General features: G+C 66.8%; 15 protein-coding genes and 1 pseudogene. 7 read left to right on the plus strand and 9 right to left on the minus strand.

Annotation, left to right across the window (positions count from 1 at the left end; all coding sequences use genetic code 11):
* Positions 1-7 precede the first annotated feature (7 nt).
* Positions 8-3604: an indolepyruvate ferredoxin oxidoreductase family protein gene (locus ABD767_RS04585; protein WP_344868460.1), complete on the minus strand. Its 3597-nt coding sequence runs from the start codon at positions 3602-3604 to the stop codon at positions 8-10.
* Between the two features lie 148 nt (positions 3605-3752).
* Between ABD767_RS04585 and ABD767_RS04590 the strand changes: the two genes are divergently transcribed.
* The 5 genes from ABD767_RS04590 (at position 3753) to ABD767_RS04610 (ending at position 8722) form a co-directional block, all read left to right on the plus strand.
* Positions 3753-4241, plus strand: a complete 489-nt coding sequence (locus ABD767_RS04590) for a winged helix-turn-helix transcriptional regulator (protein ID WP_103044410.1) — start codon at positions 3753-3755, stop codon at positions 4239-4241.
* Between the two features lie 73 nt (positions 4242-4314).
* Positions 4315-5361, plus strand: a complete 1047-nt coding sequence (locus ABD767_RS04595) for a homocysteine S-methyltransferase family protein (RefSeq protein WP_344868462.1) — start codon at positions 4315-4317, stop codon at positions 5359-5361.
* A gap of 27 nt (positions 5362-5388) precedes the next feature.
* Positions 5389-6057, plus strand: coding sequence for a glycine zipper family protein (locus tag ABD767_RS04600; RefSeq protein WP_344868465.1), 669 nt, complete (start codon positions 5389-5391; stop codon positions 6055-6057).
* 68 nt (positions 6058-6125) lie between these two features.
* Entirely contained in the window at positions 6126-7325 is a 1200-nt protein-coding gene (locus ABD767_RS04605) for a threonine ammonia-lyase (protein ID WP_103044412.1), read from the plus strand.
* Between the two features lie 281 nt (positions 7326-7606).
* A complete protein-coding gene (locus tag ABD767_RS04610) occupies positions 7607-8722 on the plus strand; it encodes a CaiB/BaiF CoA transferase family protein (RefSeq protein WP_344868467.1) in 1116 nt (371 codons plus the stop codon).
* Between the two features lie 130 nt (positions 8723-8852).
* On the opposite strand, the gene ABD767_RS04615 is transcribed toward ABD767_RS04610, so the two are convergent.
* From ABD767_RS04615 to ABD767_RS04645, 7 genes are all read right to left on the minus strand, one after another.
* A complete protein-coding gene (locus ABD767_RS04615) occupies positions 8853-10022 on the minus strand; it encodes a hypothetical protein (protein ID WP_344868469.1) in 1170 nt (389 codons plus the stop codon).
* 3 nt (positions 10023-10025) lie between these two features.
* Positions 10026-12860 carry an ATP-binding protein gene (locus ABD767_RS04620; RefSeq protein WP_344868471.1) on the minus strand — a complete coding sequence of 945 codons (2835 nt, stop codon included), beginning with the start codon at positions 12858-12860 and terminating at the stop codon, positions 10026-10028.
* A 120-nt stretch (positions 12861-12980) separates the two neighbouring features.
* Positions 12981-13415, minus strand: coding sequence for an EamA family transporter (locus ABD767_RS04625; protein ID WP_344868473.1), 435 nt, complete (start codon positions 13413-13415; stop codon positions 12981-12983).
* A 100-nt stretch (positions 13416-13515) separates the two neighbouring features.
* Entirely contained in the window at positions 13516-13653 is a 138-nt protein-coding gene (locus ABD767_RS04630) for a hypothetical protein (RefSeq protein WP_344868475.1), read from the minus strand.
* 72 nt (positions 13654-13725) lie between these two features.
* Positions 13726-14166 (minus strand): pyrimidine dimer DNA glycosylase/endonuclease V, encoded by a 441-nt coding sequence (locus tag ABD767_RS04635; protein ID WP_344868477.1) that lies wholly within the window; start codon positions 14164-14166, stop codon positions 13726-13728.
* A gap of 307 nt (positions 14167-14473) precedes the next feature.
* On the minus strand, positions 14474-14707 hold the full coding sequence (locus tag ABD767_RS04640) for a hypothetical protein (protein ID WP_344868478.1): 234 nt from the start codon (positions 14705-14707) through the stop codon (positions 14474-14476).
* A gap of 34 nt (positions 14708-14741) precedes the next feature.
* Positions 14742-15146: a hypothetical protein gene (locus ABD767_RS04645; protein ID WP_344868479.1), complete on the minus strand. Its 405-nt coding sequence runs from the start codon at positions 15144-15146 to the stop codon at positions 14742-14744.
* Positions 15147-15296: 150 nt separating this feature from the next.
* On the opposite strand from ABD767_RS04645, the gene ABD767_RS04650 reads away from it, so the two are divergent.
* Complete coding sequence (locus ABD767_RS04650; RefSeq protein ID WP_344868481.1) at positions 15297-16346, plus strand: IS110 family RNA-guided transposase; 1050 nt, start codon at positions 15297-15299, stop codon at positions 16344-16346.
* Between the two features lie 316 nt (positions 16347-16662).
* On the opposite strand, the gene ABD767_RS04655 is transcribed toward ABD767_RS04650, so the two are convergent.
* Positions 16663-17916: an nSTAND1 domain-containing NTPase gene (locus tag ABD767_RS04655; RefSeq protein WP_425549893.1), complete on the minus strand. Its 1254-nt coding sequence runs from the start codon at positions 17914-17916 to the stop codon at positions 16663-16665.
* A gap of 271 nt (positions 17917-18187) precedes the next feature.
* Here ABD767_RS04655 and ABD767_RS04660 point away from each other — a divergent pair.
* Positions 18188-18312 (plus strand): annotated as a pseudogene (locus ABD767_RS04660) (IS256 family transposase); the annotation flags it as partial.

Genomic DNA, 18312 nt, shown 5'->3' on the forward strand with positions numbered 1-18312 from the left:
CAATCCGTCAAAGAGCGGGCACGGCGCGCCACTGGCCCATCAGCTCGCCCCACTGCGCGCGCGCCGCCTGCAGGTGGCGCTCTTTCACGTGGCCGTAGCCGCGAATGCCCTCGGGAATGCGCGCGATCTGCACCGCCAGCGCCAGGCGCTCGGGACTCAAGCCGGCCAGCAGCTCGTCGATGCAGGCACGGTACTCGCGCACCAGCGCGCGCTCGGTGCGCCGCTCGGCGCTGTGGCCAAACGGATCGAACGGCGTGCCACGCAGGCCCTTCAGGCGCGCCAGCATCTTGAACGCCGGTCGCACCCAGGGGCCGTAGGCGCTCTTGGCGGGCCGGCCCTGGCCGTCCTTTTTGCGCGCCCACAGCGGCGGCGCCAGGTGGTGCACCAGCTTCACGTCGCCCTCGAACATCGCGCCGATGCGCTGCACGAAGGCCGCGTCGGTATGCAGGCGCGCCACCTCGTACTCGTCCTTGTAGGCCATCAGCTTGAACAGATAGCGCGCCACCGCCTCGGCCAGCCGGGTGCCGCTCGCCCCATCCAGCGCCGCCTCGGCGGCCTGCACCTTGTCGACGAAATCGCTGTACTGCTGCGCGTAACCGGCGTTCTGGTAGTCGGTCAAAAACTGCACGCGCTCGGCCACCATGTCGTGCAGCGACGGCTTTTTGACCACCTGGATCACCTGCTCGGCCGCCAGCAGCGCCTGCACCTGCTGCGGGTGGGCCGCGCAGTGGCGGCCCCAGGCAAATGCGGCCTGGTTGTTGTCCACCTGCACGCCGTTGAGCTCCATCGCGCGCATCAGCGCCTGCAGGGTCAGCGGCACCCAGCCCTTTTGCCAGGCGTAGCCCAGCAGCAGCGGGTTGGTGTAGATGCTGTCGCCCAGCACGCGGGCGGCGACGCGCTCGGCGTCGAACATGCCCAGGCGGTCGCGCCCGACGGCGTCGGCCAGCGCCGCCTCGCAGCCGCCCAGCGGAAACTGCCAGTCGGGGTCGTGCACCAGCGCGGCCGTGGGCGTGGCGTGGTTGTTCAGCGCGACATGGGTGCGCCCGCGCTGCATCACGGCCAGCGTGGCGGCGTGCGCGGCGACGATGGCGTCGCAGCCGACCACCAGGTCGGCCTGCGCCACGTCCACGCGCGTGGCGTGGATGGCGCCTGCGTCCGGCGCCACCTGGATGTGGCTCCAGGTCGCGCCGCCTTTTTGCGCCAGGCCGGCCGCGTCCTGCGTGGCCACGCCCAGGCCCTCCAGGTGGGCGGCCATGCCCAGCAGCTGGCCGATGGTGATCACGCCGGTGCCGCCAACGCCGGCGACCACCGCGTGCCAGACGCCGTCCAGCGGCGCCGCCACGGACTCGGGCAGCGGCGGCATCGTCTCCAGTTGGCCGTGCTGCTCTTTCCTGGGCTTTTTCAGCTGCCCGCCCTCGACGGTGACAAAGCTCGGGCAAAAGCCGTTGACGCAGGAAAAATCCTTGTTGCAGCTGTTCTGGTTGATGCGCCGCTTGCGCCCGAACGACGTCTCCACCGGCTCGACCGACAGGCAGTTGGACGCCTCGGAGCAGTCGCCGCAGCCTTCGCAGACCAGCTCGTTGATCACCACGGTCTTGGCCGGCGTGGCAAGCAGGCCGCGCTTTCTGCGCCGGCGCTTCTCGGTCGCGCAGGTCTGGTCGTAGATCAGCGCGGTGCAGCCGGGCACTTCGCGCAGTTCGCGCTGGATGCGGTCGAGCGCGTCGCGGTGAAACACCTCGACGCCCGCAGGCAGGTCGTCGATCAGCTCGGGGTGACCGGCGCGCGCGGCGTTGGCCGGGTGGGTGCGGCCGCGGTATTTCTCGGGCTCGTCGGTGACGACGACCAGCCGCGCCACGCCCTCGGCGCGCAGGCTGTGCGCGATCTGCGCGACCGAGTGGCCCTCGGGGCGCTCGCCCACCTGCTGGCCGCCGGTCATCGCCACCGCGTCGTTGTACAGAATCTTGTAGGTGATGTTGACGCCCGCCGCAACCGACTGGCGGATCGCCAGCAGCCCGCTGTGAAAGTAGGTGCCGTCGCCCAGGTTGGCGAACACGTGCGCCTCCTGCGTGAACGGCGCCTGGCCGACCCAGGTCACGCCCTCGCCGCCCATTTGCGTGAAGGTGGCGGTGCGCCGGTCGGGCATCCAGTTGGCCATGTAGTGGCAGCCAATGCCGGCCAGCGCGCGCGAGCCCTCGGGCACGCGGGTGCTGGTGTTGTGCGGGCAGCCGCTGCAAAACCAGGGCAGACGCTCGCCAGTGGCGTGCGGCTGCGCGGCCAGCGCCTGCTCGCGCGCGGTGATCTGCGCCAGCCGCTCGTCCATGCGGCGCGCCACGTCGTCCGGCACGCCCAGCGCCTTCAGCCGCTGGGCGATGGCGCGGGCGATCAGCGCCGGCGACAGGTCGGCCTGCGCGCGCAGCAGCCAGTGCGCGCCGGGGTTGGGCTGGCTCCACTCGCCACCTTCCTCGTCAAACTTGCCCAGCACGCGCGGACGCTGGCCATCGGGCCAGTGGTACAGCTCTTCCTTGAGCTGGTACTCGATCATCTGGCGCTTTTCCTCGACGACCAGCACCTCCTGCAGCCCGCGTGCAAACGCCTGCGTGCCCGCGGGCTCCAGCGGCCAGACCACGCCCACCTTGTGCACGCGAATGCCCAGCTGGCGGCAAGTGGCGTCATCGAGCCCCAGGTCGACCAGCGCCTGGCGCATATCGCCATAGGCCTTGCCGCTGGCGATGATGCCGAAGCGGTCGCGCGGCCCCTCGATCACGTTGTGGTTGAGCCGGTTGGCGCGGATGTAGGCCAGCGCCGCGTACCACTTGTGGTTCATCAGCCGCGCCTCCTGCTCCAGGGGCGCGTCGGGCCAGCGGATGTGCAGGCCACCGTCCGGCATGGCGAAATCCTCGGGCAGCGCGATGCGCACCCTCCCTGCGCCCACGTCGACGCTGGCGCTCGATTCGACCACCTCCTGCACCGTCTTCATGCTTGCCCACAGCCCGGCGTAGCGGCTGAGTGCAAATGCATGCAGGCCCAGATCCAGGATGTCCTGCACGCTGGCCGGGTAGAACACCGGCAGGCCGCAGGCCTTGAAGATGTGGTCGCTCTGGTGCGCCGCCGTGCTGCTCTTGGCGATGTGGTCGTCGCCCGCCACCGCGATCACGCCGCCGTGGCGCGCGGTGCCGGCCATGTTGGCGTGCTTGAAGACGTCGCCGCTCCTGTCCACGCCCGGGCCCTTGCCGTACCAGATGCCGAAGACGCCGTCGTATTTTTTGGTGTCGGGCTGGATGTCCAGCTGCTGCGTGCCCCACACTGCCGTGGCCGCCAGCTCCTCGTTCACGCCGGGCCGGAAGACGACGTGCTCCTGCTGCAAATGCTTGCGCGCAGCCCACAGCGCCTGGTCATAGCCGCCCAGCGGGCTGCCGCGGTAGCCGCTGATGAAACCCGCCGTGTTCAGGCCCGCCAGCGCGTCGCGCTGGCGCTGCAGCATTGGCAGGCGCACCAGCGCCTGCACGCCGCTCATGAAGGCGCGGCCCTGCGCCAGCGTGTATTTATCGTCCAGGGTCACGCTGTGCAGCGCCTGCTGCTGATCGGGGGTCAGGGGGGCGTTCATGTTCGTCTCCGCGAAGAGGGCCGCGCACGGCAACGCCGCGCGCCATCGGCGATCGAGACAGTGTATGCAGCAAACCCACTTTTCATAGACTGTTTATTGCCGTATAAACCCTAGTGCAAGAAAGAATCTTTCCTAAAACAATCGATTCATGGAATCACTCGATCGCTACGACATCGCCATCCTGCAACAGCTGCAGGCCAACGCGCGGCTGACCAACGCCGAGCTGGCCCAGCGCGTGGGCCTGTCGGCCGCGCCCTGCTGGCGGCGCGTGCGCGCGCTGGAGGAGGCGGGCATCATCAGCGGCTACCGCGCCGAGATCGACCGCCACAAGATCGGCCTGGGCGTGCTGGCCTTCGTGCGGCTGGACGCCGAGAGCCTGTCGCGCGAGCTCACGCGCGAGATGGAGGCCGCGATCGCCTGCCTGCCCGAGGTGGTGTCATGCCACTACATCAGCGGCAGCGGCATCTTCGAGCTGCAGGTGGTGGCACGCGACCTGGACGGCTTCTCGCAGTTCGCGCGCGACGTGCTGCTGAACCTGCCCAACGTGAAAGACATGCACACCAGCTTCTCGCTGGGCCAGGTCAAGGCGGGCGCGGCGCTGCCGCTGGCGCATCTGCAGCGCAAGGGCGGCGGCTGAGCATTCCCTGCGCGCCTGCGCGCAATTGCCCGCGTGCGGGCGGCGCGCGCTGCAGCTTTCTACAATCGGCGCCATGACACTGCCTGCCTACACCCGCGCTCAGCAACTACCCGCCATCCTCGAACAACGCATCGCCATCCTCGACGGAGCGATGGGCACGATGATCCAGCGCTTCAAGCTGACCGAAGCGCAGTACCGCGGCGAGCGCTTCAAGGACTTTGCGCGCGACGTCAAGGGCAACAACGAACTGCTCAGCCTGACCCGCCCCGACGTGATCCGCGACATCCACGAAGGCTATCTGGCCGCAGGCGCCGACCTGATCGAGACCAACACCTTTGGCGCTACCAGCATCGCCCAGGACGACTACGGCATGGGCGACCTCGCCTACGAGATGAACCTGGAGAGCGCCCGCCTGGCGCGCGCCGCCTGCGACAAGTTCAGCACGCCCGATCACCCGCGCTTCGTCGCCGGCGCGCTTGGCCCCACGCCCAAGACCGCCAGCATCAGCCCCGACGTGAACGACCCCGGCGCGCGCAACATCACCTTCGAGCAGCTGCGCGCGGCCTACCTGGAGCAGACGCTGGCGTTGATCGAGGGCGGCGCCGACGTGATCCTGGTCGAGACGATTTTCGACACCCTGAACGCCAAGGCGGCGCTGTTCGCCGTCGATGAAGCCTTCGAGCAGACCGGCGAGGTGCTGCCCATCATGATCAGCGGCACCGTCACCGACGCTTCCGGGCGCATTCTCTCGGGCCAGACGGTGACCGCCTTCTGGCACAGCGTGCGCCACGCCAACCCGCTGTCGGTGGGGCTCAATTGCGCCCTGGGCGCGGCGCTGATGCGCCCCTACATCCAGGAGCTGGCACGTGCCGCGCCTGACACCTTCATCTCCTGCTACCCCAACGCCGGCCTGCCCAACCCGATGAGCGACACCGGTTTCGACGAGACGCCCGAGGTCACCAGCCGCCTGGTGCATGAATTCGCCGCCGAGGGACTGGTCAACATCCTGGGCGGCTGCTGCGGCACGACGCCCGAGCACATCGCCGCCATCGCGCGCGCCGTCGCGCCGGTGGGCACGCGCAAGCTGTTCAACCTGCAGGCCGACACGCAGCCCGCCTGAACCGAGCGCCAACCGCCCTTGCCTCCCATGCCATCCGCAGCGCCTGCGCCCAGCCAGCCCAAGCGGCTGCGCACGGTGGTTGTTGCCGGCGCCTGCGCGCTGCTGGCCGCCTGCCAGACGGCGCCGCCAGCACCCTTCGATGCCGGCGTGCCGCCGCGAGAGCGCTACGCCAGCGACCTGCAGGCCTGCCGCGACCACGTGGACGCAGGCGACGCCGGTGTGCTGGCGCAGACGCTGGACCTGGCGGTGCAGGGCGCGCTGGTGGCCGCCATGCTGGCCTGGAGCGGGGGCGGCGACGCCGACACCGTGGGCGCCTGGGCGCTGGGCGGCGCCGCCATGACCGGCACCGCGCAAGGCCTGCAGACGCTGGCGCAGCGCCGCCAGGCGGTGGCGCGCTGCATGCTGGCGCGCGGCCACGGGCAGGGGCCGGCGCCCTACTCCACCGCGCTGCCGGCCGCCGTGCCTGCCGCGCCCGCTGCATCCGTCATGGCCTATGCGCCCTACGCAGCGCCCGTGCCCACCGGCGCCGACGCCTTCAGCGCCGAGCGCCTGGCGCGCACCCAGGCGTGCAACGCCCAGCCGCGTGCGGTGCTGGCGGCCAAGGGCCCGGGCTACGAACAGTACACCGTGGCCTGCAGCAACGGCGACGCGCTGGCCATCCGCTGCGAGTTCGGCAACTGCCGCGTGCTGCGCTGATCGGGGGCCGCCGCATTTGCCGGCGGCGGCGCCATGGGCGCACGCACTGCGCGACAATCGCGCCCATCATGCTGACGCTTCAAGACATCCAGACCGCCGCCACCCGCCTGCAGGGCCAGGTGCTCGACACGCCCTGCGTCGAGTCGCGCACGCTCTCACAGATCACCGGTGCGCAGGTCTTCCTCAAGTTTGAGAACCTGCAGTTCACCGCCTCGTTCAAGGAGCGCGGCGCCTGCAACAAGCTCACGCAGCTGACCGACGCCGAGCGCACCCATGGCGTGATCGCGATGAGCGCGGGCAACCACGCCCAGGGCGTGGCCTACCACGCGCAGCGCCTGGGGCTGCGTGCGGTCATCGTCATGCCCAGCTTCACGCCCGGTGTGAAGGTGGAGCGCACACGCGGCTTTGGCGCCGAGGTGGTGCTGCACGGCAACACGCTGGAAGAAGCCTCCAGCCACGCGCGGGCGCTGGCCGAGCAGCAACAGCTGACCTTCATCCACCCCTACGACGACGAAGCCATTGCCGCCGGCCAGGGCACGATTGCGCTGGAGATGCTGGCCGAGCAGCCCGACCTGCAGGCGCTGGTCGTCGCCGTCGGCGGCGGCGGCCTGCTGGCCGGCATTGCGACGGCGGCGCGCGCGCTCAAGCCCGGGCTGGACATCGTCGGCGTGCAGGCCGAGCGCTTTCCGGCCATGGTCAACGCCATCCAGGGCACGCACTACGAGCAGGGCATCTCGACGATTGCCGAGGGCATTGCCGTGGGCAAGCCCGGCGAGATCACGCGCGAGGCAATTGCCCGCCTGGTCGACGACCTGGTGCTGGTGCGCGAGGGCGACATCGAGCAGGCGGTGCTGATGCTGCTGGAGATCGAGAAAACCCTGGTCGAGGGCGCAGGCGCCGTGGGCCTGGCGGCGCTCTTGCGCCACCCGCAGCGCTTTGCCGGCAAGAAGGTGGGGCTGGTGCTCAGCGGCGGCAACATCGACCCGCTGCTGCTGGCCGACATCATCGAGCGCGGCATGGTGCGCTCCGGCCGCCTGGCGCGCATCAAGGTCAGCGCGCGCGACGTGCCCGGCGTGCTCGCGCGCATCACCGCCACCGTGGCCGAGGCGGGCGCCAACATCGAGGAAGTGCACCACCAGCGCGCCTTCACGCTGCTGGCGGCGCAGAACGTCGAGATCGAGCTGGTGCTGCAGGCACGCGGCAAGGAACACGTGCAGCAAATCCTGGAGCGCCTGCGCCAGGCGCAGATGCAGGCCGAGCTGATTTGAGTTTCACTCCCTCCCCCTCTGGGGGAAGGAGCAACAACCCACAAGGCTCCGCATGAAGCCAGCCCTATTGATTCGGCCCTTTGAAGTCGCAATTTTTCGTCATTCCGGCGAAAGCCGGAATCCATGACTCCCTCCCAAAGGCACTGGATCCCGGCCTTCGCCGGGATGACGAGTTCAAACATCACAAGGCCGGAGCAATAAAGCCCCCCTTCATGCATGCGAGACACCAAGGCCCCGAATGGGGCCTTATTCTTTGGCGCATTGCAAGACAAGGAGACACCATGAAGGTTTTGGACAGCGTGCGCGTGCTGGAGATTGGCGGCCTGGGGCCGGGGCCGTTCTGTGCCATGCATCTGGCGGATCTGGGCGCGGACGTGATTTCCATCGTCCGCGAGGAAAAAGCCCATGCGCCCACCGGCCAGCTGCTGAACCGCGGCAAGCGCTCGGTGTTCGCCGACCTGAAGACCGAGGCCGGGCGTGCGCTGGTGCTGCAGCTGGTGCAGGACGCCGACGTGCTGATCGAAGGCATGCGCCCGGGCGTGATGGAGCGCCTGGGCCTGGGGCCGCAAGCCTGCCACGCGGTCAACCCACGCCTGGTCTACGGCCGCATGACCGGCTGGGGCCAGGACGGGCCGCTGGCTCCGCGCGCCGGGCACGACGCCAACTACGCCGCCGTGGCCGGCGCGCTGTGGGGCTGCAGCCCGGCGGATGCGCGCCCCGTCTCGCCCTTTGCCGTGCTGGGCGACATCGGCGGCGGCGCCATGTATTTGATGACCGGGCTGCTGGCCGGCATCGTGCAGGCGCGCGCCACGGGCCGCGGCACGGTGGTGGACGCCGCCATCGTCGACGGCGCGGCGCACATGCTCAACCTCATGCTCAGCGCGCGCCAGCGCGGGCTGGTCACCGACAAGCGCGGGCGCAACGTGCACGACAGCGCGCCGTTCTACGACACCTACACCTGCGCCGACGGCCACCACATCACCATCGGTGCGCTGGAGCCACAGTTCTATGCGCTGCTGCTGCAGACCCTGGGCCTGCAGGACGACGCCGACTTTGCCGGCCCGCAGTGGGACGCCGCCGCCTGGCCGCGCCGGCGCGGGCGCCTGGCCGCACTGTTTGCCAGCCAGCCGCGCGCGCACTGGCAGGCGCTGCTGGAGCCGACCGATGCCTGCTTTGGCGCAGTGCTCAGCCCGGCCGAGGCCGCCCACCACCCGCACATGGCTGCGCGCGGCGTGTACAGCGAAGCAGAAGGCTGCCTGCAGGCCGTGCCCGCGCCGCGCTTTGACGGCGCCGCCTACCCGGTGCAGGCGCAGTGCGCGCCGGGCGAGCACACACGGCAGGTGCTGCAGCAGCTCGCCCAGGGCGGCGCCCAGGCCGTGTGGCGCGGGCGGGAGTGACATCCCCATCGGCCAGGGGCTGGCCTCCGATACATCCCAACACCTTGCGCGCGCCTCGCAGGAGCGGCGCCCTCGCCGCGATGCGCCCAGGGCCGCCCTCCACCCGGCACATGGCGTCAGCCGCCGCCCGCTACAGCCAGGCCTCCTGCTCGGCCTTGTGGCCGCCCTGCTCCAGCGCCAGGCACAGCGCGCGCAGCGGCGCGGGCAGGTCGGTGCGCGCCAGCAGGCGGGCAAGCCAGTCGCGGTCGTGCGCGGTGAGCGGCAGCTGCGGCGCCTGCCGCCAGGCGGCGGCCTCCATGGCGTGCGGCTGCCAGGGCAGGCCGGCGGCGTCCCACAGCGCGCCGGCGGTCAGGGCAATCGCCACGCCCGCGGGGTCGGGGTCGCAGCTGATGCGCGCGGGCGCGGGCGCCGCGGCAATCAGCCAGGCCATGGCCTGGCGCCAGCTGGTGGGCGGCTGGCCGGGCAGCCAGACCACGCAGGTGCCGGGCGCGGCAGCCAGCGCCTGGCGCTCGAAGCTGGCGCGGTTCTCGATCAGCCAGTAGCCCTGCGGCGCCTGCACTTGCACGGGCGCCGCCAGCAGCGCCGCCGGCAGGCCGCACAGGCCGGCGGCGGCCACGTCGATGCGCCCGCGCGCAGTGCCCAGCGTGAGCGTGCCGCCCAGCCACAAGAGCGGCGCAAAGCGCGCAATGCCCAGCTCCTGCAGCGCCACATGCTGGGCCAGCCAGTCCCATTCGCCGGCGCTGATGGCCTTGGTGTGGCCGCGCGCAAACTGGGCAAAGTCGCGCTGCAGGCCAAAGCATTGCTCTTCGTGCCAGCGCGCGAGGGCCAGCAGCAGGTCCAGGCGCGCCTGGCGCGTGGCGTCGCTCACGCGCGCATCCAGGCAATGGCGCGCGGCCGGCGCCAGCCACGGCACCTGCTGCGCCAGGGTCTTGAGCCGCGCGGCCAGCGCGTCGCGCTGGTCGCTTTGCTCCTGCCGGGTGGCCAGGCCCAGCGCCTGCTGCAGCGCGGCCAGGTCGGCCCACACCACGCGCTCGACGCGCCACTGCGCGTGGACGAAGCGCTCGCGGGTCTGCAGCGCGCCGCAGGCCAGCAGCAGGGTCAGCAGTTCGTCGGCCAGCTCCAGCCGCTCGGCGCCGGCCTGGTCCAGCAGCGTCTGCCACCGGCGCTCGGCCGCGTGGCCGCGCAGCCAGTCGCGCAGCAGCGCGGCCTGTGCCGGGCGCAGAGCAGGCAGCGCGGAAAACGGCGGGCCACAGCGCGTGCGACGCCCGCGTCCCATCGTCTCGGCGCGCAACGTGCCCATCGCTCAGGCGGTGAGCGGCGCCAGCTCGGGCACGCCGCGGCGCTTGGCCACTGCGATCGGCGGCGCCCAGCGCGCGCCGCGCGGCTTCTTGGCGGTGACCAGCGTGATCTCGGCCGGCTCGAACACCTCCAGGTTGTGCGTGATCGGCGTGGTGAGCACGTACTGCGCGCGCGTGCTGCGCAGGAAGTGGCCGACGAGCTGGATGTTGCGCACGTCCAGGTGGGCGAAGGGCTCGTCGATGAAAACGAAGCCTCCCGAGCCGCTTTCCTCGTCCTTGAGCAGCGCCACCAACAGGATCAGCGACTTGATGACCTGCTGGCCACCCGAGGCCTCGCCGTCGTTCAGGCCGATCTGGCCCTTGCCGTCGAAGGCGAAGTGCACCTTGAGCCCGGCCTGCGCCAGCACGTGGTCGTCGTTGTCCAGCAGCGGCAAGTCGGCCGCCACCTCGACGCCGGCAAGCTGCCCCAGCTCCTGGATGTTGCGCCGGTAGCGGCGCACGGTGGAGCGCAGCACCTCGATATAGCTCTCGCGCGCGTTCAGCACGGCCGTCTGCGCCTGGGCGTTCTTCGCCTGATGATCCTGCAGGCTGGCGGCCTGCTCGCGCACCGTCACGTCCATGCGGCGGTGGCGCTCCTCGACGGTCGCGTCCTGCTCCCACTGGCCCTGGGCCAGCTCCTGCTCGACGGCCTGCAGGCGCAGCTCGGCCTGCTTGGCGTTGTCGTAGGTGCCGACCAGCTGGGCGACCTGCTCCGGCGCGATCCAGCGCGGCGGAAACTGCGCGCGCTGCGCCTGGCTGCGCCCGCGCGCGTCCAGGTGCTGGCGCCGGCGCGCGCTCCAGTCCTGCGCGGCACGCTCGCTGTCGCTGCGCTGGCGCGTCAGCTGCGCCTCCAGGCGCTTGTGCTCGTCGGTAAAGGCGCGGTGGCGGTCGTGGGCACGCGTGGCGTCCTGCTCCAGCTGCTGCCAGCGGGTGGCGGCGGCCACGCGCGCCTGTTTTGCGGCGGGCAGCTGCACGCGCGCCTGGGCAAATTCGTCGCTGCGCCGCGCCAGCTCCTCGGCGGCGCTGTGGCCCTCCAGCGCGCGGCGCGTGTCGGTTACCTGGCGCTTGAGCGCCAGCAGCTCCTGCTGCAGCGGCGCCAGCTGCGCGTCCAGCGCGGCCAGCTCACGCTCCAGCGCCTGGCGGCGCGAGTGCACAGCCGCGGCGCCGAACTGGTAGTGCTGCGGCTCGACCCACACCGAGCGCGCGCCGCGCCCGTCGTGCATATAGGCCTGCGGCGTGATCCACTGCCCGCCCAGGCGCTTGCCCTCCTGCGGGCCGTCGACGCAGCGCAGCTGCTGCAGCTGCTGCACCAGCCAGCGCGGCACCGGCGCGGTGAACTGGACATGCGCGGCCAGCGTGCCGGCCTCGCCCTTGATGGCCGCCTCGCCCGGGCCGACGATGTAGTGGCGGTAGCGCTGGCGCTCGCCAATCTCCCAGGCCTCGGCCAGGTCGGATTCCTTGTCGAGCAGCGCCACCCAGCGCTGGCCACGCAGCACGCCCTCGATGGCGGCGCGCCAGCGCTCGTCGCGCACCTCGACCACCTCGGCGACGAAGCGGTGGCCCATGCCCTGAGCAGTGAGCGCGCGGCGCATCTGCTGCACCTCGGGCGGCGCGGGCGGCAGGCGCTGGCCGTCAAGCTGGGCCAGCTGCGCGGCGGCGGCCTTGCGCCGGGGCAGCAGCGCGCCGTGCGCGTCCTGCAGCTCTTCGGCGCGCGCCTGCAGCTGCGCCAGGTGGGCCTGCAGTGCGTCGGCGTCGCTACCCTTGTCGACCAGCGCCAGCAGCTCCTGCTCGCGCCGGCCCAGCTGCTCCAGCGGCGCTTCGTGGCGCTGCGCTTCGTCGAGCTGCGCGCGCGCCTGGTCGCGCTCGGTCAGCAGCGCGTCGGCCTGCTGCTCGGCGCGGGCGGCTTCATCCAGCAGATGCAGCAGGCGCTTGTTCTGCACCGCCTGCTCGGCCAGCTGCACGCGGTGCTGGGCCTTCTGGCGGCGCAGATCGCGCGCGTGCTGCGCCAGCTGCTGGCGCTGGCCCCACCAGTCGAGCACCGGCAGCACCTCGGTGGCTAGGCGCTCGCGCTCGGCGCACTTGAGTTGCCAAGTCTTGTAGCTGGTCACCCGGTGCTGCAGCTCGGCCAGCTGGGCGCGGCTGTGGTCAAGCTCATGCCCGGCCTGCGCCATTTCGGCGGCCAGCTGCTGCTGGTGCTCGCGTGCCTGGTCGTAGGCGTCCAGCACCTGCTGGTCGCCGAACACGTCGAACACCAGGCGCAGCAGCTCGCGCGGGGACAGCTCGCACAGCCGGTCGGTCTGGCCCTGCTCCAGCGACAGCACACGCGCAATCGCCGGCGACAGCCCGGCCGCGCCCAGCACGCGGCTCCAGGCCTCTACGCCCATGTAGCCCACGTCCTTGTCGGCCATGCCGGCCAGTTGCTCGATGGGCACGTCGCCCTCCAGCAGCGCGTAGCGGCGCTGCCAGTCGCCGCCGTTCTTGTCGATGCGGCACACCAGCGTCACCTGGTCGCCATACAGCAGGCGGCGCGCAAACGGCCGGCTGGAGGTCTGCCGCCCCTGCGGGCGGTTGTCCACCACGGCACGCAGCCACGCAGTCTGCGCCCCGGCATGGCGCGCATAGGTGCGCCAGTCGCGCGGGCTGGAGCAGCGCAGACCCAGCAGCGTGCGCATGCCGTCGAGCAGCGTCGTCTTGCCCGAGCCATTGGGCCCGGCGATGGTGATGATGGAAGCGTCCAGCGGCAAGGAGACGCGCTGGCAATAGTCCCAGTGGACGAGTTCTAGGGTTTGGAGGTGGAACACGGGTGTTTCGGTATGGAAAACCTATGGCGCCTTGCGGGTGAGCGCCGTGGCGTGGGAAACGAGAAATTCACCTGCGCCGGTGCGGTCCGCGGCAGCATGCGCAAACGGTGGAACACCCGATCAGCGCTTGAGCGCCAGAACCAGAACGCCGCTGGCCACCAGGCCGATACCCAACCAATCGCGCACCGACGGCCGCTCGCCCAGAAACGCATACGCGAACACCGCGACCAGCACCAGACTGAATTTATCGACCGGCGCCACCTTGGAAGCGTCGCCGGCCTGCAGCGCCCGAAAGTAGCACACCCAAGAGGCGCCGGTGGCCAGTGCCGACAACGAAAGAAACAGCCAATTCCGCGAAGAAAGCGCGCGCGGATCGCTCCACTTGCCGGTGTAGGCAACGAACGCGGCCAGGACGAAAACGATGATGACGGTGCGAAACAGCGTGGCAAAGTCAGAGTCGATGCCCTCAATGCCAACCTTGGCGAAGATCGCCGTCAGCGCAGCAAAACAGGCCGACAACACCGCCCAAAAAAACCAGCCGCTTGAGATGGACATCAACCGCTCCTGAAGCCTCGCACCCTGAATCCAGCCGCTGCCACGGCCAGCCGGGACGGAATATTAGCCCCTGCCGCATCGAGCGCCCCGGCATCCAGGGTCAACGAAATATGACCGCTACCGGCAGCAGGCCGGCCTGCCAACGTTTGCCTGCAGATTGAACGATACCTTGCAGTGGATCCGCAAGGTTGACCCGCTTGATATTGGCCATGTAGTCGCAGCATGGCCGCAAATTCATCGCCAGTTCTCCTTTCGATTACGAGTGATAGGAAGGCATAACGCCTGAATTAAGCCGCGAAACGGCGTCGGCTTAGGCGCCACTTGACGCCCGCTCCCACGATGCCACGGGCCCAGGTTGTGAACGAAACAACGGATGACACGTTGGCATGAGTACGCCACTCCATTGTGCAAGCACGGCTGGGCTGCGAGCCGTCAGCTTGCTTTGCAAATGCTGCCACTCACACGCAAGTTGACCCGTATTTACAGATATCGGTTGAACAGTCCGGACTGGACCGATCTTGGAGCGATCAAAGGCGTAGCCGCGATGCATTGCCTCGGCATGGATCGCGGCGAGATACGAGTTTATGGCCGCGCGAGGTTGGGGATGCATCTTGAAGCGCTCTAACTGCGGGTGGTGTGTATAGCCACGCGTCTTGCCGCAGAGCACTGCTTTGGCCAACAGCGTCTCGCGCCAGAGCGCAACGAGACCTTGCGGGTCTAGGTATTTTGGATGCAATGACCAGAGGCGCATGATGTGATGCCCAACGTGCTAGCTCAGCCGTCGGCAAAAAGCGTGGATTTTTAACGGTCGGCTGGAGCGGTATGCTATGCGTTTAGAAATCACGATAAGGATCATGGTCGCCTGTACTGGAAAACATAGGTGATGCATCGTAACTGCTGTCGGTGTAGCCGTTCTTGCAGGCTTTGCACTTCCAATAGTCTCCGCCACCTTGAAGGCTGATTAATTCGTGATTTTTATCGTAGCAGTGCTGGCAGAATGGGCCATCCTTTTGAGAATCTTTGATTAGCCAATAGTATGGCTTCTCCCATTTCAATTTTTATCTCACTTCAAGCTGGTTTTTTAAAGCCCTCAACTCAGCATCTTTATCCAATAGAGCCTGCCGAATTTCGGTCACTTCAATCTTTGCATCAGCGAGGGCCGATATAAGCTCTTCCAGCTTGAGTTTGGATTCTGCTTTTTCTAATGAAACATCGCTCTCTTTAATGGCTTTTGCGATGTCAGTCGCAGTCTTCAGGCTGCTTAATAACGCAGAGATGGAGGTCAGATCCATAAGGCTTTCTTACGCATAACGCCTGAATTATCCGTCATTGCGACGACACCACTTGCGCAATGATTGCGCCCACGGAAAGAGCTAGTGCAACGAGGGAGACACCAAGCGACCAAGCAAACTTTGAGTGCTCTTGATCTTGGCCGGCAAGAATTGCCGCCAAGTAGGGTAGATTGATCGCATGACGCAACTCACCCGCCTTTGGAGCGAACAGGTGGACGTAGCTGTTTTCGCCGGTTTGGTACCGATACTTGTGGTCAAGGTGGTAGTAGAGGTATCCGAACAAGACATGCTTGTCGGTACCAAGCTTCTTTGCAACAGCCTCGATATCGATCGCAACCATCACTTTCCCAATGTTTGAACCTTCCACAGGGAAGAATGGCTCGTACGCATCGTAGATGCAGCGGAGCACCTGTCTTTCAGTGGGGATGCGTTTTGACATGACGGCTAACGACCGAATTAAGCCACGCCGCGAAGCGGCTTCGGCTTGGACGGAATACGAAGGGACTTCCCACTTCCGTGGCGACGGCATCGAAGTGCCAAGATTGGTTTTGGAAGTCAATCTGAAACCCTTGTTGGAAGGAGAAGTCCCATGAGCAAGATTACACGAGTCGGGGTCGATCTGGCCAAGCGTGTTCTTCAGGTTCACGCCGTCGATGCCAGCGGTCAGCGCATCACCAGCCGCGCGCTCAGCCGCGACAAGTTTCTGCCTTGGTGTGCCCAATTGCCCGCTGGTTGCATGGTTGCCATGGAGGCCAGCTCCAGCGCTCACTACTGGGCACGCCGCCTGCGCGCCATGGGCCTGGATGCTCGCATCATCGCCGCTCACCTCGTCACGCCGTACCGCCTGCAAGGCAAGAGCGGCAAGAACGACGCCAACGATGCCGCCGCCATCTGCGAGGCCGCTGGCCGCCCTCACATGCACTTCGTGCCCATCAAGACCGTCGAGCAGCAAAGCCTGCTGTGCGTGCACCGCCTGCGCGAAGGCTTCAAGGCCGAGCGCACCGCCTGCATCAACCGCATCCGTGGCCTGCTGGCCGAGTTCGGTCTGGTGTTCCCGCAAAAGCCCCAGGCCCTGCGCCTGGCCCTGCCCGATGTGCTGGAAGACGCCAGCAACGAACTCGGGGGCATCGCCCGCATGGCGCTGCAGCGCGCTCAAGCGCAGTGGGCCGAACTCGATGCGCACATGGCCTGGTGCGATGAGCGCATTGCCGCTCACCTCAAGACCGACCCGCAGGCCGCGTTGGCCCAGCAACTCATGGGCGTGGGGCCGGTGGGAGCCTCTGCCGTGGTGGCCAGCGTGGGCGACTTCAAGCAGTTTCGCAACGGCCCGCAGTTTGGCGCCTGGCTGGGCCTGACCCCCCGGCAGAACTCCAGCGGGGGCAAGAACAACCTGGGCGGCATCACCCGCCGGGGCGACATGTACTTGCGCACGCTGCTCATCCAGGGCGCCAAGTCGGTGGTGTGGAGCGCACACAAGCGCGATGACCCCATCTCGCGCTGGGTTCATGGCTTGCGCGAGAAGCACGGCTGGCAGAAGGCAGCCGTGGCGCTGGCCAACAAGAACGCCCGCATCCTGTGGGCGGTGATGACCAACGGGCAGGCCTTTGACGCGCGGCATGTGAGCGTCAAACCCGGCTGATCGCTTCAACCGATTTCTTGCCAGACGTGATGCCGAAGATGCTTTGAACAGGTCAGACCGGCGGTGAGACAAGCCCGACTAACAATGTGTGGCGCTGATTGCGGCGAAACCACGGGATCGGAATGGGGCCTCACCGAGCGGTTCGTATCTGGGTCCGCACCACTGAACAACCGGTGCAACAAGACCGTCTGTAGATGTGCAGTCTGTTCCTCGTTTCATCCAGCATCGCCGCTTCGCGTCAATACCAGAAATACCGCCTATCAAGGAATTACCATCGCCTGCGCTTCTTGATTACGTGGGAAGTCCCTGTAGAATGTTAGCTTTCTGGCCCTTCCGTTTCGCGCAGAAGTTGAAGTCGAATAAATGCTTTTAAAGCCGGATCCTTGAAGGTCGTGTAGTTCGTCAGACGACCGACTCCATCAGGCCTTTCGACGTCACTGAGAGCTGGACCGTACCGTTCTTCTTTTAGGTCGCGGAGAGGACCGGATAGGGCAGTGCTGGGGATGTCACGACCAAGGAACTCTGAGACTTTTGTACGTATTTGCTCCATTGTTACGTACTCATCTTCGCAATCCGCCATCGCGCGCAAGATTTGCTTTCGATACCGAATGTCTCCAACGCTCTCCACTGCAGCGATATACGCCTTGTTCAGTCGCGCCTCCTTCGTCTCAACAAAAACACGAAGCGCATCTGTAACGTCAGTGCCCACAGCAAGCCTCGGACTGCGGGGAAACGCTGCCTCGGCAACCTCAAGACTCAGATACTGGAGAATACTCGGTGATCCGACGCTTGTTCGGACCAAGCGATTGACGGTGGCGTCATCGATATTGATCGCGAGGTCAGACATCCCTCGCGTGACTACGTACCTAGACTCTGAGTCCGTCATCGCCTTCAGATGGACCTCTTGAATTAGGCGGTCGATTCCTGGATCTGATGAGACAAGGCGACTGGCATCGGACGATGTGCCCAGAAGCACCACCTTAAACTGGTGGCAGTTTGCATTTCCATAACTCTTAATGAATTTTGACAAATCCGCTGCGAACGTGGCGTCAGCTCGGTGCAGTTCGTCGATTAGAAGCACTAAACCCGCTGCCTCGCAGATCTCAATTACTTTCGAGTCGGTCGGCGACGTTACGACAAATTGTTCCTCGACCTGTTGTGACGAGCCGCTAGCTTGGGTGCGCTTCGAAACAACCAGAGCCTTGATCCAACCTCCCGCCCCAATTTCTGCCTGACCGGATTGTTCATGTGATCGACTATAGGTCGCACCATCAACTTTCTTGGTTCTAACTGTGTATCCGATTTTTTCGAGGCATCGTGCGAAGACATCGTCTAGCGACTTGTCGGCGACGCTCTCGATATTTACTAGAAGGCCGGCAGAATCTTTGTCCTTTAGGGCATAACGCGCCATTGACGTCTTACCAACTCCGTACTCACCGAAGACGACAGGAATCATTCCTCTGTTAAGTGACTTGACGAAGAGTGCTTCTGCATCACCACGTGCCGCGTACACATTAGTAGGGCGAATTGGAAGTTTACCGGGAGTAAAGACGTCATTTGGTTTTAGCATTGGACCATCCAAGGATCTGATAGGCGGCGAATCTAGGAGAAGCGAGTTTACCGGGGAAGCTAACTAGATTTAGAACGCCGCATGCTATCTGTCATATGCGGCCTAAGTCAAGCACATAGCGCATTACTTCCCAAAGGAAAATCCTATCCTCTCAAAAATTTAGGCCGCCTAAAATTTAGGGACATCCTGAACAACTCGGCTGGAGGGTGTGCAGAATTTTGTGTAAACGGACAATCCACCGCCGGCGTAAGCCGGCCTGTCCGTAAGCACAATGAACACCAAGAAACACGACGTACCCGAAGAACTGCTGTCTGGCCTGCTGGCCAACTACAAGAAGCCCGAAGACCTCATCGGCGAGAACGGTCTGCTCAAGCAACTGACCAAGCTGCTGGTCGA

Origin of the sequence: Comamonas faecalis, from assembly GCF_039538025.1 — a bacterium.
GTDB classification, from domain to species: Bacteria; Pseudomonadota; Gammaproteobacteria; order Burkholderiales; family Burkholderiaceae_C; genus Comamonas_C; species Comamonas_C faecalis.